This window comes from Chryseobacterium sp. II3a, assembly GCF_057815135.1.
Genome location: NZ_JBYPZJ010000002.1, coordinates 554,937 through 572,282 on the forward strand (window position 1 = coordinate 554,937; position 17,346 = coordinate 572,282).

Annotated in this window: 19 protein-coding genes; 12 read left to right on the forward strand and 7 right to left on the reverse strand. The window is 36.5% G+C overall.

The features are described from left to right. Positions 1–2: 2 nt before the first annotated feature. Positions 3–2,591: a DNA mismatch repair protein MutS gene (gene mutS, locus AC3HD6_RS07325; protein ID WP_488895754.1), complete on the reverse strand. Its 2,589-nt coding sequence runs from the start codon at positions 2,589–2,591 to the stop codon at positions 3–5. Positions 2,592–2,712: 121 nt separating this feature from the next. Here mutS and AC3HD6_RS07330 point away from each other — a divergent pair, with 121 nt between their 5' ends. Next, complete coding sequence (locus AC3HD6_RS07330) at positions 2,713–3,243, forward strand: GNAT family N-acetyltransferase (protein WP_488895755.1); 531 nt, start codon at positions 2,713–2,715, stop codon at positions 3,241–3,243. A gap of 241 nt (positions 3,244–3,484) precedes the next feature. Here AC3HD6_RS07330 and AC3HD6_RS07335 read toward each other — a convergent pair whose 3' ends face one another. Beyond that, complete coding sequence (locus AC3HD6_RS07335; RefSeq protein WP_488895756.1) at positions 3,485–4,363, reverse strand: cupin-like domain-containing protein; 879 nt, start codon at positions 4,361–4,363, stop codon at positions 3,485–3,487. 249 nt (positions 4,364–4,612) lie between these two features. Here AC3HD6_RS07335 and AC3HD6_RS07340 point away from each other — a divergent pair, with 249 nt between their 5' ends. Next, positions 4,613–5,491, forward strand: a complete 879-nt coding sequence (locus tag AC3HD6_RS07340) for a bestrophin family protein (protein WP_488895757.1) — start codon at positions 4,613–4,615, stop codon at positions 5,489–5,491. Between the two features lie 12 nt (positions 5,492–5,503). Here AC3HD6_RS07340 and AC3HD6_RS07345 read toward each other — a convergent pair whose 3' ends face one another. Next, positions 5,504–6,103 (reverse strand): hypothetical protein, encoded by a 600-nt coding sequence (locus AC3HD6_RS07345; RefSeq protein ID WP_488895758.1) that lies wholly within the window; start codon positions 6,101–6,103, stop codon positions 5,504–5,506. Positions 6,104–6,158: 55 nt separating this feature from the next. On the opposite strand from AC3HD6_RS07345, the gene AC3HD6_RS07350 reads away from it, so the two are divergent. From AC3HD6_RS07350 to AC3HD6_RS07395, 10 genes are all read left to right on the forward strand, one after another. After that, positions 6,159–6,779, forward strand: a complete 621-nt coding sequence (locus tag AC3HD6_RS07350) for a toxin-antitoxin system YwqK family antitoxin (protein ID WP_488895759.1) — start codon at positions 6,159–6,161, stop codon at positions 6,777–6,779. Positions 6,780–6,784: 5 nt separating this feature from the next. Then, entirely contained in the window at positions 6,785–7,315 is a 531-nt protein-coding gene (locus AC3HD6_RS07355) for an RNA methyltransferase (protein ID WP_488895760.1), read from the forward strand. 187 nt (positions 7,316–7,502) lie between these two features. Continuing rightward, positions 7,503–8,156 (forward strand): CBS domain-containing protein, encoded by a 654-nt coding sequence (locus tag AC3HD6_RS07360; RefSeq protein ID WP_488895761.1) that lies wholly within the window; start codon positions 7,503–7,505, stop codon positions 8,154–8,156. 1 nt (position 8,157) lies between these two features. Then, positions 8,158–9,024 (forward strand): NAD kinase, encoded by an 867-nt coding sequence (locus AC3HD6_RS07365; RefSeq protein ID WP_129058052.1) that lies wholly within the window; start codon positions 8,158–8,160, stop codon positions 9,022–9,024. Between the two features lie 69 nt (positions 9,025–9,093). Further along, complete coding sequence (gene fbaA / locus AC3HD6_RS07370; RefSeq protein ID WP_047095042.1) at positions 9,094–10,164, forward strand: class II fructose-bisphosphate aldolase; 1,071 nt, start codon at positions 9,094–9,096, stop codon at positions 10,162–10,164. Between the two features lie 88 nt (positions 10,165–10,252). Continuing rightward, positions 10,253–11,107, forward strand: a complete 855-nt coding sequence (accD, locus tag AC3HD6_RS07375) for an acetyl-CoA carboxylase, carboxyltransferase subunit beta (RefSeq protein ID WP_347217710.1) — start codon at positions 10,253–10,255, stop codon at positions 11,105–11,107. 54 nt (positions 11,108–11,161) lie between these two features. After that, on the forward strand, positions 11,162–11,671 hold the full coding sequence (locus AC3HD6_RS07380; protein ID WP_488895762.1) for a DUF6973 domain-containing protein: 510 nt from the start codon (positions 11,162–11,164) through the stop codon (positions 11,669–11,671). 319 nt (positions 11,672–11,990) lie between these two features. Beyond that, entirely contained in the window at positions 11,991–13,394 is a 1,404-nt protein-coding gene (locus tag AC3HD6_RS07385) for a nucleoside recognition domain-containing protein (RefSeq protein ID WP_488895763.1), read from the forward strand. Between the two features lie 12 nt (positions 13,395–13,406). Then, the gene (locus tag AC3HD6_RS07390) at positions 13,407–14,141 is read left to right on the forward strand and encodes an ATP-grasp domain-containing protein (protein ID WP_488895764.1); all 735 of its coding nucleotides are present in this window, start codon (positions 13,407–13,409) and stop codon (positions 14,139–14,141) included. Between the two features lie 19 nt (positions 14,142–14,160). Next, entirely contained in the window at positions 14,161–14,553 is a 393-nt protein-coding gene (locus AC3HD6_RS07395; RefSeq protein WP_160138193.1) for a hypothetical protein, read from the forward strand. A gap of 15 nt (positions 14,554–14,568) precedes the next feature. Here the strand turns inward: AC3HD6_RS07395 and AC3HD6_RS07400 are convergent, their stop codons facing one another. The 4 genes from AC3HD6_RS07400 to AC3HD6_RS07415 form a co-directional block, all read right to left on the reverse strand. Continuing rightward, positions 14,569–15,459, reverse strand: a complete 891-nt coding sequence (locus tag AC3HD6_RS07400; RefSeq protein ID WP_488895765.1) for a ferric siderophore ABC transporter substrate-binding protein — start codon at positions 15,457–15,459, stop codon at positions 14,569–14,571. Positions 15,460–15,481: 22 nt separating this feature from the next. Continuing rightward, positions 15,482–15,880, reverse strand: a complete 399-nt coding sequence (locus tag AC3HD6_RS07405; RefSeq protein ID WP_488895766.1) for an ExbD/TolR family protein — start codon at positions 15,878–15,880, stop codon at positions 15,482–15,484. Between the two features lie 12 nt (positions 15,881–15,892). After that, positions 15,893–16,597, reverse strand: a complete 705-nt coding sequence (locus AC3HD6_RS07410) for a MotA/TolQ/ExbB proton channel family protein (RefSeq protein ID WP_068941094.1) — start codon at positions 16,595–16,597, stop codon at positions 15,893–15,895. A gap of 173 nt (positions 16,598–16,770) precedes the next feature. Beyond that, positions 16,771–17,232, reverse strand: coding sequence for a hypothetical protein (locus AC3HD6_RS07415; protein ID WP_488895767.1), 462 nt, complete (start codon positions 17,230–17,232; stop codon positions 16,771–16,773). Between the last annotated feature and the right edge of the window lie 114 nt (positions 17,233–17,346).

Consider the following 17,346-nt stretch of genomic DNA (forward strand, 5'->3'; position numbering starts at 1 on the left):
GACTATCCTCCAATCATTTTTTTTATGGCGTTGAGCTTCATTAAGGCTTCAATCGGTGTTAAAGTATTGATATCTATTTTAGTAAGTTCTTCCCTTATATTCTCCAAAACCGGATCATCTAACTGGAAGAAAGAAAGCTGCATATTTTCTTCTGTTACCCGTTTGATATTCTCTGAGGCTCCTCCATCCTGAGTTCGGCTAGCTTCAAGCGTTTTAAGAATCTCATTAGCTCTGTTGACTACTTTCGCAGGCATCCCGGCTAATTTAGCTACATGAATTCCAAAACTATGCTCACTTCCCCCCGGAATCAATTTTCTCATGAAGATAATATTCCCTTTATTCTCCTGGATGGAAACGTGGAAGTTCTTCACTCTTTCAAAATTCACGGTCATCTCATTCAGTTCATGGTAGTGCGTAGCAAATAAAGTTTTAGCCTGCGCAGCATGCTGATGAAGATATTCTGCAATAGCCCATGCAATAGAAACCCCATCATAGGTAGAAGTTCCACGCCCTATTTCATCCAGAAGGATAAGGCTTCGTTCTGAAATATTATTCAGGATATTGGCTGCTTCATTCATTTCTACCATGAATGTAGATTCTCCTGCAGAAATATTATCTGTTGCTCCAACCCTTGTAAAGATCTTGTCCAGCATCCCGATTTCTGCATGTTTAGCCGGCACGAAGCTTCCGATCTGAGCCAAAAGACAAACTATAGCCGTCTGACGCAGAATTGCCGATTTACCGGCCATGTTGGGACCTGTCACCATGATAATCTGCTGGGAGTCTTTATCCAGGAAGATATCGTTCGGAATATATTTTTCTCCTAATGGAAGTGCATTTTCAATAATCGGGTGTCTTGCTTCCTTCAAATCAATTGCATAACCGTCATTCAAAATAGGTTTGGTATAGCTTTCTGAAACTGCTAATTCAGATAGTCCTGCAGCCACATCAATCTGTGCAATAATATTAGAATTTCCTTGGATCTGATCGATATAAACCATCGTTTCAGAGCACACATTTCTGTACAACTGGTTTTCCAGAACGCTTATCTTCTCTTCAGCGCCCAGGATCTGGTTTTCATATTCCTTTAATTCTTCGGTAATGTACCGCTCTGCATTCACAAGGGTTTGCTTTCTCACCCAATCGCTTGGAACTTTATCTTTATGGGTATTTCGGACTTCAATATAGTATCCGAAAACGTTATTAAAATCGATTTTAAGACTTGTAATTCCTGTTCTTTCAATTTCTCTCTGGCACATTTCATCCAGAAAACCACGTCCTTTACTCTGAAGGTTTCTCAATCGATCCAGTTCTTCAGAAACCCCGTCTTTTACTACATTACCTTTAGCAATACTTACCGGAAGTTCTTCATTCAGATGATTCTGCAGGAATTTAATCAGTTCTTCAAGATCAAATAAAGGTTCCAGCCATGCCAGTACATCCGCATGAGGATGTAATAATGCTTTGATTGTATGGATATTGATTAAACTTTGACGCAAGTGTCCAAATTCCCTGGGTGAGATTTTTTCTGCGGCCAGTTTCCCCATCAATCGGTCAAGATCAGAAATTGATTTTAACAGTTGCCCTATTTCATATTTAAGGTGATCATTTTCATTTAGGAAATCAATTAGCGAAAGTCTTCTTGCAATTTCATCTACAGATTTTAAAGGAAGAATAATTCTTCTCCTCAGTAATCGCCCTCCCATCGGAGTTGAAGTTTTATCAATAATATCCAGCAATGACTTTCCTTGCGGATTGCTTGGATAAACGATTTCCAGATTTCTTAAGGTGAAATTATCCATCATCAGATAATCTTCCTGAGGAATAATCTGAAGTTTGGTAATATGAGAAAGTAGGTTATGATGGGTATCTTCTACCAGATACGCAAAAACAGCTCCGGCTGCTGTAATGGCTAATGGGAGGTTTTCTACTCCAAACCCTTTTAATGAGTTTGTTTTAAAATGGCTGGTTAATTTCTCATAGGCAAAATTGTATTGAAAAGCCCAGTCTTCCAGTTTAAAAGCATTCTTGTTCTTAATTTGCTCCGGAATCTGTGCACTTCTCTGGAAAATAATTTCACTCGGATCAAAAGTATTAATAATATGCAACAGCTTTTCAAGGTTACCCTCGCTTACCAAAAACTCTCCGGTAGAAATATCCACCAAAGCAATTCCATATTTTTCTTTTTCCTTATGAAGGGAAAGCAGGAAGTTATTCTTTTTTGAGTTTAAAACCTGGTCATTGAACGTTACTCCTGGAGTTACCAGTTCTGTAACCCCTCTTTTCACAATTCCTTTGACCATTTTAGGATCTTCCAGCTGATCGCAAATCGCAACTCTCATTCCAGCTCTTACCAATTTTGGCAGATAAGAATCTATAGAATGATGTGGAAATCCTGCTAACTCTACACTTCCTTCTCCATTATTCCTTTTCGTAAGGACAATTCCCAAAATCTGAGAGGTTTTCACGGCATCCTGCCCAAAAGTTTCATAAAAGTCCCCTACTCTGAAAAGTAAAAGTGCATCAGGGTATTTGCCCTTGATGGTATTATATTGAGTCATTAATGGGGTTTCCTTCTTCGTTTTTGCCATAGTAAAAAATGAGCCCCAAATTTAAAAAAATAAATCCAGGGTTGCAGAATTGTTTCATCGTTATCCTGAATAACTTTTCTCTGTCAGGAATTAATCGTATTTTCACCATAAAATCAAATCCATGAAATTTCCTGTTCTAGAAACTGAAAGACTTATTCTGCGACAACTCACCCTTGATGACTGCGAAGATCTATTCGAATATTTTTCCCAAGATAAGGTCATGGAATATTATGATCTCGAAGCGTTCAAATCTACCGAAGATGCACAGAAAATCATTCAACATTTCAACAGTGAATTTGAGAAAGGAAAAGGGTTCCGTTGGGCTCTACAATTGAAATCTGATGGTAAAGTAATTGGGACCTGCGGTTATCATAACTGGCACAGAGAACATTTCAAGGCTGAAGTTGGCTACGAACTTAATCCTCTTTTCTGGAGACAAGGTTATATGAAAGAAGCCATCCTCCCTATTCTTACATTTGGGTTTGAAAGCATGAGACTACATCGTGTAGATGCATTTATTGATCCCGCTAATATTTCCTCCGAAAAGCTTCTTACTTCTGTAAATTTTCAGGAAGAAGGAACTCTTAGAGATTACTTCTTTGAAAAAGGAAAATTTGTGGATGCTAAAATTTTCGGATTGATTAATAAATAAAGCAGGAAGCCAGAGGCGGGAAGCTGGAAGTTACTATTTGGCTATAAACATCTACTTATCATTTTATACATCTGTAAGGGTATAGAAGACTCTTCCTTCGTCAGAAATCGAAGATTCGGTGTAACCAATTACAATAACACAACATTAGATATAAGAACAGAATATTTTTATGAAAGACTTACATTGAATTTCCGGCAAAAATAACTCCCAACCTCCATCTTCCATCTTCCATCTTTTAATACTAATTCACTTTCTGCAAATGCTTTTCCAGCGCTTCTGAACTTTTCTTATAAGCCCACTTCTGCTTATACTCCACCCATTTTGCTTTAAACAGCTTACGCATAATTTTATCTGTATACCTCATAATAAAAACATGATAAAGCATATTGGCAAACACATTGGGTTTATTAGGAAGAGCTCTCAATGACAGCGAAAATCCAGGTTCAAGATATCGGTTGAAATGCCAGAATGCTCCAGGAATAAAAAGGGCATCTCCATGTTCCATGAAGATCTCGTATCCTTTTGCATATTTCAGAGCTGGAAACTTTTCATAATCAGGATTTTCATAATCTACGTCATAGATCGTATGAACGGATAATGGAACTTTATATAAAAACGGAGACTGTTTCTGATCGAATAACAAAATTCTCTTTTTCCCCTCAAAATGGATATGCATGAAGTCTCCCAAATCTACATCATAATGCATCAATACATGGGCTTCACTTCCTCCAAAGAACAACGTAGGAAGCCTTTTGAAGAACTTTATTCCCAAATCAGGATACGTAAAGTTTTTAAGAAGTTCCGGCAGTCTGTCTGTAATAATATAAAAGAAGATTCTGAGATCTGAAGGTCTACTTTTTATAGTATCAATATAATCCTTCATCTTCATATTCGTTACCGGAGCATCAGAACTTTTAGCCGCATCAGCGGGTTTATTGTCATACAAAGGAACATCCTGATCGCCGGCCTTTTCACGAATATAGGCAAGATTCCATTTGTCAAAAGCATCCCAGCGGTTTGCAAAATTCTTAATTAAAAGAGGCTTTTGCTTTTTGAAATAATTCTTCTGAAAATCTTCTTTACTGATATCATTCACTACATCTACGTTTTCGAGGATCATGTATTTTGTATTTAATGTGAACTAAAAATAGTGTTTTTTTGAAAACTGTAAAAATTAAGATTGTTAAGTTGGAAGCTGGAAGAAGGAGGCTGGAAGTTTCTAATTGTTGGCAAACTCTATGGATCATTTTCATAAAAGATTTTTATAAAAAACTTAAACCACTTCTACAACTTCAATAACTTCTCTCTTCCAGCTTCAGACTTCCTACTTTATTCTGAAAAATTTATATTTGTGATATTAAGCCAATTTATGAGAGTCTATAACACAAAACATTTCATTAAGATCCTTTTCAGCTTACATAAAAGTGATACGCTGAAGATCCTTTTCCCAAGCATGATTATGGTGGGATTATATTCCTGGGGAATTCAGTATTTGGAGGTAGGATATTTTCATCTTACGGCAAAATCAGGCATAAGTAATGTAGGAATGATTCATTCTCTTCTTGGATTTGTACTCTCTCTTTTATTGGTTTTCAGAACCAACACGGCGTATGATAGATGGTGGGAAGGAAGAAAACTCTGGGGAAAACTGGTGAATGACACCCGGAATTTTGCGATAAAGATCAATACCATCCTTGGAGATAACCGCCAGGATGTGGAACAGATTTCAAGATACCTGAAATATTTCCCTCACTTTTTAGCCAAGCATCTGTCCAAAGAGTCAACACGTCTGGCATTGGATGAAGATTATACAGAAATTGAAAAAACGTTGAAAAACCATGGTCCCAGTGAGATTATTATCCTTCTAAGCCATAAACTGAATCAATTAAAGAAAGAAGGGAAAATTTCAGAAATTGAAATGCTGTATTTAGATACTCAGCTTTCAGGATTTCTGGAAGTATGCGGCGGATGTGAAAGAATTAAAAATACTCCTATTCCTTATTCTTATTCCTCTTTTATTAAAAAATTCATCATCTTATATGTACTTGCCCTTCCTATTGCTTATGTAATTACTATTGGGCTTTTCATGATTCCGCTTACTGTTTTTGTATATTATGTACTCATGAGCCTTGAAATGATTGCTGAAGAAATTGAAGATCCGTTCAACAATGATGAGAATGATATTCCTATGGAAACAATAGCCCAGAATATTGAAAAAAATGTTCACCAGATCATGAACAAAAAATAAGAAATCAACCCTTTAAAGGTTGATTTCTTTAAGTTCTCCGTCCTGTTTGATCTCTACAAACTTACTTTCCCTGTTCGCTGCATCATAACCATAGAAAAAAGTGGAATAAATGGGTGATGAGTACAAATAGTTACCCAATCCATTATAAGTATCTGTTGTTCCGGTTTGCTGCTGATAACTTCCAGTTGCCGTAAAATTAACGATCGTTTCTAGGTAATATTTGCCGGGTTTCAGCTTTTCAAATTTAAATCGTCCGTGGTCGTCTGTTAAAGCTTCTACTCTATATTTAAAAGCCTCTTCAGACATATACACCGTAGTTTTCTTGTTTTCATACTTCTTTCTCATGCTATAAAACTCTTCAAAATAAGGAGTTACCGGAAAAAGCATGATAACCGTTCCTTTCGGAGCATAATGTTTCTGTCCAAGCAGTGGTTTGATGCCCCAGTTATTTTTTTGTTTGGTAGAAGCCACCCCTTCAATGGTTGAATTTCCGAAAGCAAGCATATCGCGGGCTAATTTTTTATCGAAAAAAGCTTGTGGATAATAAGTATTTTGTGCCTGTGTGTGCAAAAAAGCAAACATCAGTATAAATAAAGTCATTAATTTTTTCATAGTATATTTTTGAATCAAATATAAGTATTTTACTATTTTTGAAATAAAAATAGCTATGAAATACATTTTTCTATTGTTTTTTTCTTTTTCCATCATGGGCCTCGCACAGAAACCTTGTGGATATAAAGACGGATTGCAGGAAGGAAACTGCAAAGAATTCTATGATAACGGACAGGTAAAGAATGAGATTGAATGGAAGAAGGGAAAAAAAGAAGGTGATGCTGTTTTTTATCACGAAAACGGAAAAGTCAATGCAAAAGGTGAATTCAAGAAAGATTTCAAGGTAAAAGAATGGGTTTACTATGATAAAAATGGTACTCTTACTGCTAAGGAAATGTATAGAAACGGAGATAAAAATGTTTATGACAACAGCTTTACTGCCACCTTCTATTCTCCCAAAGGAGTTGCAGAGGAAGTTTCCAACTATAAATTTGCAAAACTGCACGGAGAAACCAAACTTTTTCACGAAGATGGAAAATCTATAAAGCAGACCGGAACTTATGATAACGGGCATGCCACTGGAAAATGGAAAGTATTCTATCCATCAGGAAAGCTACAGCGCGAAACAGAATTTGTCAATGACAAGTGGAATGGCAATAGAATCCATTACCGTGAAGACGGAAGCATTGAAAAAACAGAGGTCTATAAAGACGGAAAATTAATCTCAACAAAATAAAACAATTGGTACAGAAACTAAAACTGGAGGAACTTAACAGAATAGATGTAGAAACATTTAAGAAAGTTGAAAAAATTCCGTTGGTCATCATTTTAGATAATATCAGAAGTATGCACAATGTAGGTGCTGCTTTCAGAACGGCAGACGCCTTTTTAATTGAAAAAATAATCCTTTGCGGAATTACCCCGCAACCACCCCACCGTGAGATTCACAAAGCCGCATTAGGGGCTACAGAAAGTGTAGACTGGTCTCATGAAGAAGATACCAACAATGCTATTTCAGATCTGAAAAGTAAAGGATATGAAATCATAGGTATAGAGCAGACTACCGGAAGCCAGATGATTACAGATTTTACTATTGACAAGTCTAAAAAATATGCTTTAATATTAGGTAATGAAGTAGAGGGAATCAGCGATGAGGTACTTCCTAATATTGATGTATTCTTAGAAATTCCACAACTGGGAACTAAGCATTCTCTTAATGTAAGTGTATGTGGCGGAATTGTAATGTGGGAGTTTGCTAAAGCTCTAAAATAAAAAAACTGCATATGTCGTTAGTAGACAGTGCAGTTTGAAATAAATCTAATAAAAAGTAAAAATGAAAGGCGACAAAGGTACCTTTTTTTTATTTACAAACAAATTTTAACGGCACTTTTTTTGTTTTTACTTAAAAAAAGTCGTGTTTTCAGAAACAGTTTCGTTTAATTTTTTATAAATTAGCACAATGTTTATCAAGGACTATATCTCAAAAGATTTCCCATGTTTTAGCCTGTCGGACTCTATAGAGTCGGCAAGAAATACATTGGATGACTTCGGATATTCTCATATTTTCATCAAAAAATCCCATCATTTTTACGGAGCCCTTGCCAAGGACTTTTTATACGAAGAAGATGGGGGAACTTTGAAGGATCTTGAGCATCAGATCGAGCGATTTGCCATTCTGGATGATAATAATATCATGGACAGTATCCGCCTGTTTTATACATTCAACACCAATGTAATCCCAGTGATTAACAAGAATGAGAAATATTTGGGCTATATTACCTGTGATGATATTTTCCAGGATCTTTCCCGTTATCCATTATTTTCGGAATCAGGAGCTATTCTTACCGTAGAAACTCCTGCCAGAAAGTATTCCATGACGGAAATTGCCAATATTGTAGAAAGCAATAATTCGAAATTTTATGGTGGGTTCATTAGCTTTATGTCTGATGAAGTAATTCATATTACCATCAAGATCAGCAATGAAAACCTAGCCTCGATAGACTCAACTTTTGACCGGTACGACTACAGAATTGTTGAAAAATACTATTCTGATGAGAAATCCGATCTGTTTAAGGACCGATTCGGTTTTTTCCAAAAATTTATAGAAATATAACATGAAGGCAGCCATATATTCTCAGAAAAAAGATCTTGATACTTTTTTATATTTAAGCAAGTTTATCTCTGAACTTGAAACCAGAGGTGTAAAATCTGTTCTGTATGATGAAATGGCTGAAGCACTTCAATTTTCGAAGATTTTCGAAACATTCAACAATAAACAGGACCTTTTAGATAAAGAGGTGGACCTTTTCTTTACTTTCGGTGGTGACGGAACCATTGTAAACTCCCTTACTTTCATTGAAGATCTTGAAATACCCGTGGTGGGTGTAAATACCGGAAGATTAGGATTTCTTGCTTTCTTCACAAAAGAGGAAGCTTTTAAAGAACTGGATTCCATTTTAAAAGGAGATGTAAAAACAAGCCGCCGATCCGTAATCGAAGTGGTTTCCCCCAACCTTGAAGGTTTTTTCCCCTATGCATTGAACGATGTTACCGTGTCCAGAAAGGAAACAACTTCCATGATTACGGTAGACTCTTATATCAATAATGAGTTTTTAAATGTATTCTGGGGCGACGGAGTTATTATTTCTACTCCTACTGGTTCTACGGCTTACTCTTTAAGCTGTGGCGGACCTATCATTTCCCCGAATAACGAAAACTTCGTCATCACTCCTATCGCCCCTCACAATCTGAATGTGAGACCTTTAGTAGTTAACGATAAAGTAGAAATTAAATTCAGAGTGGAAAGCAGAGTGCCCCAATACTCATTGTCTTTAGACTCCAGATTGATTCATATTGAAACCGATAAGGAAATTATCATCAGGAAAGCCGATTTTCAGCTTCTTCTGGTGCAGCCTAATAATCTGAGCTTTTACGAAACCATCCGTCAGAAGCTACTTTGGGGGCGTGACAAAAGAAATTAATGATTTCTTAAAAATGATTACCTTTACACGAAAATAAACACCTAATAAATTTATAATAAAAAGTAAAACATGAGCAGAATTTTTCCGGCAGGAGTTGCCACAGGTCAGTTAGTTACTGATATCTTTCAGTATGCTAAAGAAAACAAATTTGCATTGCCTGCAGTAAACGTAATTGGATCAAGCAACGTAAACGCTACGATGGAAACTGCAGCGAAATTAAACTCTCCTGTAATTATTCAGTTTTCAAATGGAGGTGCTGCTTTCAATGCAGGGAAAGGATTAAGCAATGACGGACAAAAGTCTGCAATTTTAGGAGCTATCGCTGGAGCAAAACACATTCACACTCTTGCAGAAGCTTACGGAGCAACAGTAATTCTTCACACAGACCATTGTGCAAAGAAATTATTGCCTTGGATCGATGGACTAATGGATGCTAACGAAGAATTCTTCAAGCAGACAGGAAAATCTCTTTACTCTTCTCACATGTTAGACCTTTCTGAAGAATCTTTAGAAGAAAACCTTGAGATTTCAGCTAAATATTTCGAAAGAATGGCTAAGCTTCAGATGACTCTTGAAGTAGAAATCGGAGTAACTGGTGGTGAAGAAGACGGTGTTGACAACTCAGACGTTGATAACTCTAAATTATATACTCAGCCTGAAGACGTAGCGTATACATATGAAAAATTAAAAGCTATTTCTGACAACTTTACGATTGCAGCAGCATTCGGCAACGTACACGGAGTTTACAAGCCAGGAAACGTGGTTCTTACTCCAAAAATCCTTGACAACTCTCAGAAATATGTTCAGGAGAAGTTCGGAACTGCTGATAAGCCAATTAACTTTGTATTCCACGGAGGTTCTGGATCTACTTTGGAAGAAATCAGAGAGGCAATTGACTACGGAGTAATCAAAATGAATATCGATACTGACCTTCAATTTGCTTATACAGAAGGAGTAAGAGATTATATGGTTAACAATATTGATTATTTAAGAGCTCAAATCGGAAACCCTGAAGGAGAAGAAAAACCTAACAAAAAGTTCTATGACCCAAGAGTTTGGGTAAGAAAAGGTGAAGAAACTTTCTCTACAAGATTAGTACAAGCATTTGAAGATTTAAATAACGTAAATACTTTAAAATAAGAACTGTACATTTGTACCAATGTAAAAAGGACTCCCAGAGTACATTTACATTGGTACATTTTACATTTATACATTAATACAATTAAAAATGGCATTCGACTGGTTTAAAAGAAAAGCAAAAAACATTACCACTTCTACTGATGAGAAAAAAGACGTTCCCAAAGGTCTTTGGCATCAGACTCCATCCGGAAAAGTTGTGGAACATGATGAATTAAAGAGAAATAACTACGTTTCTCCTGAAGATGGATTTCATGTGAGAATAGGAAGTGCGGAATTTTTTGACATCCTTTTTGACGGTGGTAAATTTACCGAACTGGATGCCAATGTTGAAAGTATTGATATCTTAAACTTTAAGGATACAAAGCCTTATAAAGACCGTTTAAAAGAAGTAAAAGCAAAAACTAAGCTTACAGACTCTATCAGAAATGCTGTAGGAACTGTAAAAGGAACTGAAATGGTAGTTTCTTGTATGGACTTCGCTTTTATTGGTGGGTCTTTAGGTTCTGTAATGGGTGAAAAGATCAGAAGAGCTGTAGATTACTGTATCCAGCACAAACTTCCGTATATGATTATCTGTCAGTCCGGAGGTGCTAGAATGCAGGAAGCTACTTATTCTTTGATGCAATTGGCTAAAGTACAGGCTAAACTGGCTCAGCTTTCAGAAGCAGGTCTTTTATACATCGCTTACCTTTGTGATCCAACTTTTGGTGGAATTACAGCATCTTTCGCGATGACTGCTGATATCATCATGGCTGAACCGGGAGCATTAATCGGTTTTGCAGGCCCAAGAGTAATTCGTGAAACCATCGGTAGAGATTTACCGGAAGGATTCCAGACTTCTGAATTCCTACAAGAAAAAGGATTTGTAGATTTCATAGTAAAAAGAACTGAAATTCAGGACACTGTTGCTAAAACCGTTAATTTATTAGCTGCAAAAGCATAGTTTCTGTAACAAAAACAATACAATCTCTCTCTAATTAGGGAGAGATTTTTATTTATGAGGACTTTTAAAATATTTTTCAACACCATCCGGAGTATGAGTTTTAAGAAGATTATGCGTCTCTTATCCCTTGTTCTCCCCCATCCTCTTTTTGCCATATTGAGCTTTCATGCTACGGTTAAAGCATTTACCATTGCACAGGCAAAATTCCCTGAAACCGCCTCTAATAATGGAATCGGAAATGCATTCAGACATGCCTTATGGTGCTGTTTTATCATGATGTATTGCTGCAAAATTTCTTCCCCGGAAAAAGCTTTGGATTTCTGTAAAAGAATGACAGATCTTCACGAAGAACTGTTTCCCAATCAGCCTTTGGAAACCAAAATGGATCTCCACAACAACAAATTAGGAATGGATTATTTCATGGAATTATTACCCGGCATCCACCGCCAATTCTTCGAAAAGAGTTTTTTTGTAGATGGATTGGTCAAAAAAATGAATGATGCTAAAGTTCTTAGAAACCTGGATGATGATTTTGAGGGGCATCTTGTTTATCTGGAAGACTAATATATATTTTATTTTTTACGCTAAGAATACGCAAAGAAATTATAAACCTTTATGCATATTTTTGAGCGTAAAGGCACTTCGTTCAGCAAGGATTTCTAACCTGCGTACTCTGCTAAGTGTTAATGCCGCTGCGAACGAAAAATATACATCTTCCTATAAAAACCTTTGCGAACATTGCGTTAAAACAAGTGATTTTCAATAACTTGAAACTATTATCAACAGAATCCTTCTCACCTCTCAAAAACTTAAGTGTTTAATTCTTTTGTAACTTTTGTGGTTTAAAGTATTTTTGATAAGTTTAAACAATTAAATCAATCGAATGGTTCTCAGCAGAATTTGGTCGGCTTTCATTATCATTGCCATTGCCATTGCCAGTATAAAATACATTTCATCAAGCCATTACAAAACCATTTTCAATGATATGGTAGTGGGAAAAGGTGGTGACACGGTAAAGATCGCGACTCAACCGATGAACGCCCTCTCTCCTGTTGTGAAGGACAGCCTGATGAAAAAAAACGATTTTGCAGACAGCAGAATTCACTATAAAACAGATTCATTAAAGCAAAATGTAATCGTTTACCGTGTTCAGGAAGCTGATGGCGTTATCGGAACTTCAGAAACTGCTGTAAAAATATGTTTGGGATTAATTGGAATCATGACTCTTTTTATGGGATTCATGAGCATTGCTGAAAAAGCAGGCGGAATCAATCTTTTAAGCCGGTTTATTCAACCTTTCTTTTCTAAATTATTTCCTGATATTCCCAAAAACCACCCGGCATTCGGACATATGCTGATGAACTTCAGTGCCAATCTTCTGGGATTGGATAACGCAGCCACTCCATTTGGATTAAAAGCTATGGAAAGCCTCCAGACTTTAAATCCCAATAAAGACACTGCCAGCAACTCACAGATCATGTTCCTGTGCCTTCACGCAGGAGGAATGACGCTTATTCCAGTATCAATCATTGCGATCAGGGCTTCAATGGGATCCAAAACGCCTACTGATATTTTTCTACCTTGTATGATTGCTACTTTTGCAGCAACTTTAGCGGCCATGATTATTGTTTCTTTATACCAGAAGATCAACCTTCTTCGCCCGGTAGTGATTGCTTATGTAGGAGGAATTTCTGCAATCATAGGTTTATTAGTTGTCTATTTGGTACAATTAAGTAAAGACGAACTTGATGATTTCAGTAAAGTATTAAGTAACGGCCTTATTCTCTTTATTTTCCTTGCGATTGTACTTGGAGCTGTTTATAAAAAAATCAACGTTTTTGATGCCTTTATTGAAGGTGCTAAAGAAGGATTTACTACCTGCGTAAAGATTATTCCTTATCTGGTTGGAATGCTGATCGCAATTTCTTTATTAAGAACTTCCGGCGTTTTTGATGTTATTATTGACGGAATGAAATGGGTAGCCAATGTAGCCCACCTGGATCCAAGATTCGTTGATGGTCTCCCTACCGCATTAATCAAACCTTTATCCGGTTCCGGAGCAAGAGGAATGATGGTAGACACAATGGCTACTTTCGGAGCAGACAGTTTCCAGGGGAAATTAGCAGCTGTTCTTCAGGGAAGCTCAGATACAACGTTTTACGTAATTGCAGTATACTTTGGTGCCGTAGCCATCAAGAATACAAGATATACGGTAATTGCTATGCTTTTGGCTGATTTGGTAGGTATTATTACCTCTATAGCGCTTGCTTATTTGTTTTTTGCCTAACCTTATTACGCTATGAAAGCATATATTCAGACCAATAAAGATGGTGAGTTTTATAATGTGAATGCATTTACAGCATATGAAGGTTTTAAAAACTTTGGATTCGAGGTTGAAAAATTCATAGACTCAGACGAAATTTCTGATAACAACCCTGAGCATATTATCGTTGGAGGTATTCTAAATGTTAGAAAACGTCTGCAAAATTTAAATATCATTCGTGAAAATGAAGAGATTGATTATCCCACTGAACTGAAAGCCTATTTAAAAAGAAAGATCTGGGATTCAACCATCAATGAAACATTCAACAGCAAAAACTGGAACATTTTCATAAAACCACAAACGGAAACAAAGCTTTTCGCAGGCAAGGTAATCAAAAACGAAATCGATTTCGTAGGTCTTATTGATCCGGAAAATGATATTAGAATATGGTGTTCTGAACTGATAGATTTTAAAACGGAATGGAGGTGTTTTATTCGATATAAAGAAATTCTGGACATCAGAAGATACAAAGGAGAATGGGATAAAAAAATTGATTTAAAAATTGTTCGGAATGCAATCTCAGCATTTCAGTCCCAGCCTCGTTCTTATGCCTTGGATTTCGGAGTAAATGAAAATGGAGAAACAATTTTGGTAGAAGTAAATGACGGACATTCTTTGGGAACCTATGGAATTTCCCCTTCTAATTACGCAAAATTTCTTTCTGCCAGATGGAGTGAACTCACTCAAACAGAAGATTATTTAAACTTTTAATTAAAATAAATATCAGTATATGATTACAGATAAAGAATTCACCCTAAGACTTATCCGTCAGCTTACACAGGCGCTGGAAAAATTAATTCTGGACAAACCTGAAGAAAGTTTACTACAGAAAGAGCTTGATTTTGATACTCTGATGAGGGATATCTTCAAGATGAATTTCACAGAGGTGTCATCAATGACTAAAGAAGAAATGATCGCTCTTGTTAACGAAAGACAGGAAAGAGATCATAAAGACTATTACGAAATGCTTGGAAACCTTTTCTACTTCAAAAGCAGAGAAGAACAGAATAAAGACTTTCAGGATAAAGCCAAGACATTCTATGAGCTGTATCTTCAAACCAGCGGAATCTTTGCCCTTCCTGTAATCAACAGAATAAATGAATTAAAAAAAGCACTTGAATAAAGTGCTTTTGTATTTTTAGAATGTAATTTTATAAGTTCCACTGGAAGAAACATTGGCTTTCTCTGCCTTTACATATTTCTTAACCCAGGCGACGGATGTAGATGACACACAAGGATCTGAAATTCCTCCTGCTCTTTTGGCTGACACCACATTTCCGGCTTTATCTACCGTATAAGCAATGGTTATAGATCCGCTGGCTGTACAACTGTGAGATGGCTGTGCTCCTCCTCTACCCATTGTTCCGGGAATATATCCTACCAACTTTCTGTCGATTCCTACTTTACTGTCTCCGTTTCCTTCTCCTCCTAATGGATCTCCTGCATTTCCTGCCCCATTTCCATCACCCTGTCCACCAGGTTTCTGCCCTTTTCCACCAAGAAATTTACCGATTGCAGCATTTCCTTGTCCATCACCATTTCCGGTTTTTGAATTAGCTTTTGCTGCTCCTGATTTTTTAGTGTTTTTAGCAGTACTGGTACTTGTTGCTTCTTTTTTCTCTGCTTTTTTAGATTCTTCTTTTTTAGCAACTGTATTTTTTGAATTATTCCCTGTAATGACTTTATCCTTCACTTCCGCTTTCTTAGGCTCAGGTCTCACAACAGGTTCAGGCTTTACTTCAGTTTTTGTTTCAGGAACAGGAACTTCTACCGGTTCTGGTGTTACCGTTTCTGTTTCTGCTGCTAAACTTCCCGGCTGTTCAGCAGGTTCTTCAGTTCCATTACCGTTTCTGTTGTCCCCAAAGTTGACCAGCATGGTAGTCACAACCTCGGGTTCTTTGTCCAGTTCTGGTTTTAATTTATAATAAAAAACAAAAAGCAAGATGGCACACCAAATCAGAATAGAAAGCAATGCACTCTTTATCCTGTCCCGGTTTTCCTCGTTTTTGTTTGCAGTATAGCTTCTCATCTTAAAAAATGAATCTTAGCATTTATTTATCCTTAACGGTTGCAATAGCAATGTTAAACTTATGTTTTTCAGCGATTTCCATCACGAAAACAACATCTTTATGCATGGTGTTTTCATCAGCTCTGATGGTAAACGATTTATTGGTCTGACTTGTCAGTTTATCTACAATAACCCTCTCTAAATCACCTCTATTTACAGGATTGTCATCTACAAAATAAGCCCCATCCGGTTTAATACTTACAACCACAGGATTTGGAATATTATCTTCAACAGCTCCGGCTTTTGGCAGATTCACTTCTATAGCACTCTGATTGGCTGCAGAAGAGGTAATCATAAAGAAAATCAGCATCAACAGGATAACGTCTGTCATCGCTGCTAAACTGAATTCCGGATTCGCTTTATTTCTTCTCTGAATTTTCATCTTAAGAAAGATTTATAAAGGTTTATTGATAAGGTCTAAAAATTCTCCTGACATATTCTGAGCCTTCAGTACAAACTTATCAATCCTTGTTAGAAGGATGTTATAACAGAAGTTTGCAGGAATAGCCACTGCAAGACCAACAGCCGTCTGTCCTAAAGCGGTATAAATACCTTCCGAAAGTGTTTTCGGAGAGAATGATCCTGTTGCATGTGATAGATTAAAGAAGGCAATAATCATCCCGATTACCGTTCCTAAAAGTCCTAACATTGGTGCAATACTGGGCACAACTGCCAAAAGATTCAGATTTTTCTCCATATTGGCCACTTCTACCTGAGCCTGAGCTTCCATCGCACTTACAATATCAGAAACTGGGCGACCTAGTCTTGAAATTCCTTTTTCAAGGATTCTTCCTTCTGGGGAATTCTGTGTTTTACAATAATCAGCAGCTGCTTCTATTTTTCCTTCCTTAATAAAGTCTTCAATATTATTCATGAAGTTGGAATCTGTCTTTGAAGTCAGCCTTTTAATAAAGAAAAATCTTTCAAAAAACAGGTACAGAGAAAATACTCCCAAAAGCAATACAGTTACCATCACTATTTTAGCGAAAGCTCCTCCGTGGAACATGATTTTCCAGAATGAAAATTCTAAATTGTCTGCGGCAACTGCAGGGGTAGTGATTTGTGCAAATAAAATCTGAGAAAGTTCCGTTAACAGCATTAAATGTGAATTTTATTAAAGTTTCAACGACAAATGTAGTGGAATATTATGAATTGCTCTCTTAAAAATTGCTTAAAAACAACTTAAATTTTGTTATGATGTATAAACAGCAAATTTCTTTCCAAAAGAAATTTTGAAAAGAAATTTGATATTAAAAGAATGATAAGTGACGCTTAATCTTCGTCTACCTCAATATCATCCTGCTTGAACTCGCATTTTAGCCTAAAAGGAATCGGAGTATCTGATCCGGTATAGAAATCATCAATGGTTCCCTTCCATATCACCTGAAGTTCTCCCTCTTCGTTCTTTTCGAAAAGAAGCTCGTTGTCGTAGATATAGGCCTCTTCATCATCGAAAAGATCTACCTCTGTATAGGTTTCTTCGTCAGAATCATTGATTTTGATTGTTTTCCCTTCTATTTCCGCAGAGTCGATAGGAAAATCGAAGACCTCAAGTGAAAGCTGCGGAAAGTTGTATTGTAATGAATCATCATCTACGTGATCCAAACCGTCATCCGTGATAATTTCAACCTCTAGAAAATGTTGCTGGTTGCTGTAAACTGCTTTACAATAAGTATTTCTGATATTGTATTTTAGCGTTTCCTCCGGATGGTAAATTTTTAAAATCCCTTTCATTTTTTCTTAAAAAAGAACTGTAATAATATGATTGTTAAACGTTTTAGACAAAGATAAAAAATTGATTTAATGTGAAAAGGATTTTGAATATTATTTTTTAAAATCAATTCATAC

Coding starts and splice junctions, on each gene's coding strand:
- mutS (WP_488895754.1), bottom strand. CDS start 2,591: ATGGCAAAAACGAAGAAGGAAACCCCATTAATGACTCAATATAATACC.
- AC3HD6_RS07330 (WP_488895755.1), top strand. CDS start 2,713: ATGAAATTTCCTGTTCTAGAAACTGAAAGACTTATTCTGCGACAACTC.
- AC3HD6_RS07335 (WP_488895756.1), bottom strand. CDS start 4,363: ATGATCCTCGAAAACGTAGATGTAGTGAATGATATCAGTAAAGAAGAT.
- AC3HD6_RS07340 (WP_488895757.1), top strand. CDS start 4,613: ATGAGAGTCTATAACACAAAACATTTCATTAAGATCCTTTTCAGCTTA.
- AC3HD6_RS07345 (WP_488895758.1), bottom strand. CDS start 6,103: ATGAAAAAATTAATGACTTTATTTATACTGATGTTTGCTTTTTTGCAC.
- AC3HD6_RS07350 (WP_488895759.1), top strand. CDS start 6,159: ATGAAATACATTTTTCTATTGTTTTTTTCTTTTTCCATCATGGGCCTC.
- AC3HD6_RS07360 (WP_488895761.1), top strand. CDS start 7,503: ATGTTTATCAAGGACTATATCTCAAAAGATTTCCCATGTTTTAGCCTG.
- AC3HD6_RS07365 (WP_129058052.1), top strand. CDS start 8,158: ATGAAGGCAGCCATATATTCTCAGAAAAAAGATCTTGATACTTTTTTA.
- fbaA (WP_047095042.1), top strand. CDS start 9,094: ATGAGCAGAATTTTTCCGGCAGGAGTTGCCACAGGTCAGTTAGTTACT.
- accD (WP_347217710.1), top strand. CDS start 10,253: ATGGCATTCGACTGGTTTAAAAGAAAAGCAAAAAACATTACCACTTCT.
- AC3HD6_RS07380 (WP_488895762.1), top strand. CDS start 11,162: ATGAGGACTTTTAAAATATTTTTCAACACCATCCGGAGTATGAGTTTT.
- AC3HD6_RS07385 (WP_488895763.1), top strand. CDS start 11,991: ATGGTTCTCAGCAGAATTTGGTCGGCTTTCATTATCATTGCCATTGCC.
- AC3HD6_RS07390 (WP_488895764.1), top strand. CDS start 13,407: ATGAAAGCATATATTCAGACCAATAAAGATGGTGAGTTTTATAATGTG.
- AC3HD6_RS07395 (WP_160138193.1), top strand. CDS start 14,161: ATGATTACAGATAAAGAATTCACCCTAAGACTTATCCGTCAGCTTACA.
- AC3HD6_RS07400 (WP_488895765.1), bottom strand. CDS start 15,459: ATGAGAAGCTATACTGCAAACAAAAACGAGGAAAACCGGGACAGGATA.
- AC3HD6_RS07405 (WP_488895766.1), bottom strand. CDS start 15,880: ATGAAAATTCAGAGAAGAAATAAAGCGAATCCGGAATTCAGTTTAGCA.
- AC3HD6_RS07410 (WP_068941094.1), bottom strand. CDS start 16,597: ATGCTGTTAACGGAACTTTCTCAGATTTTATTTGCACAAATCACTACC.
- AC3HD6_RS07415 (WP_488895767.1), bottom strand. CDS start 17,232: ATGAAAGGGATTTTAAAAATTTACCATCCGGAGGAAACGCTAAAATAC.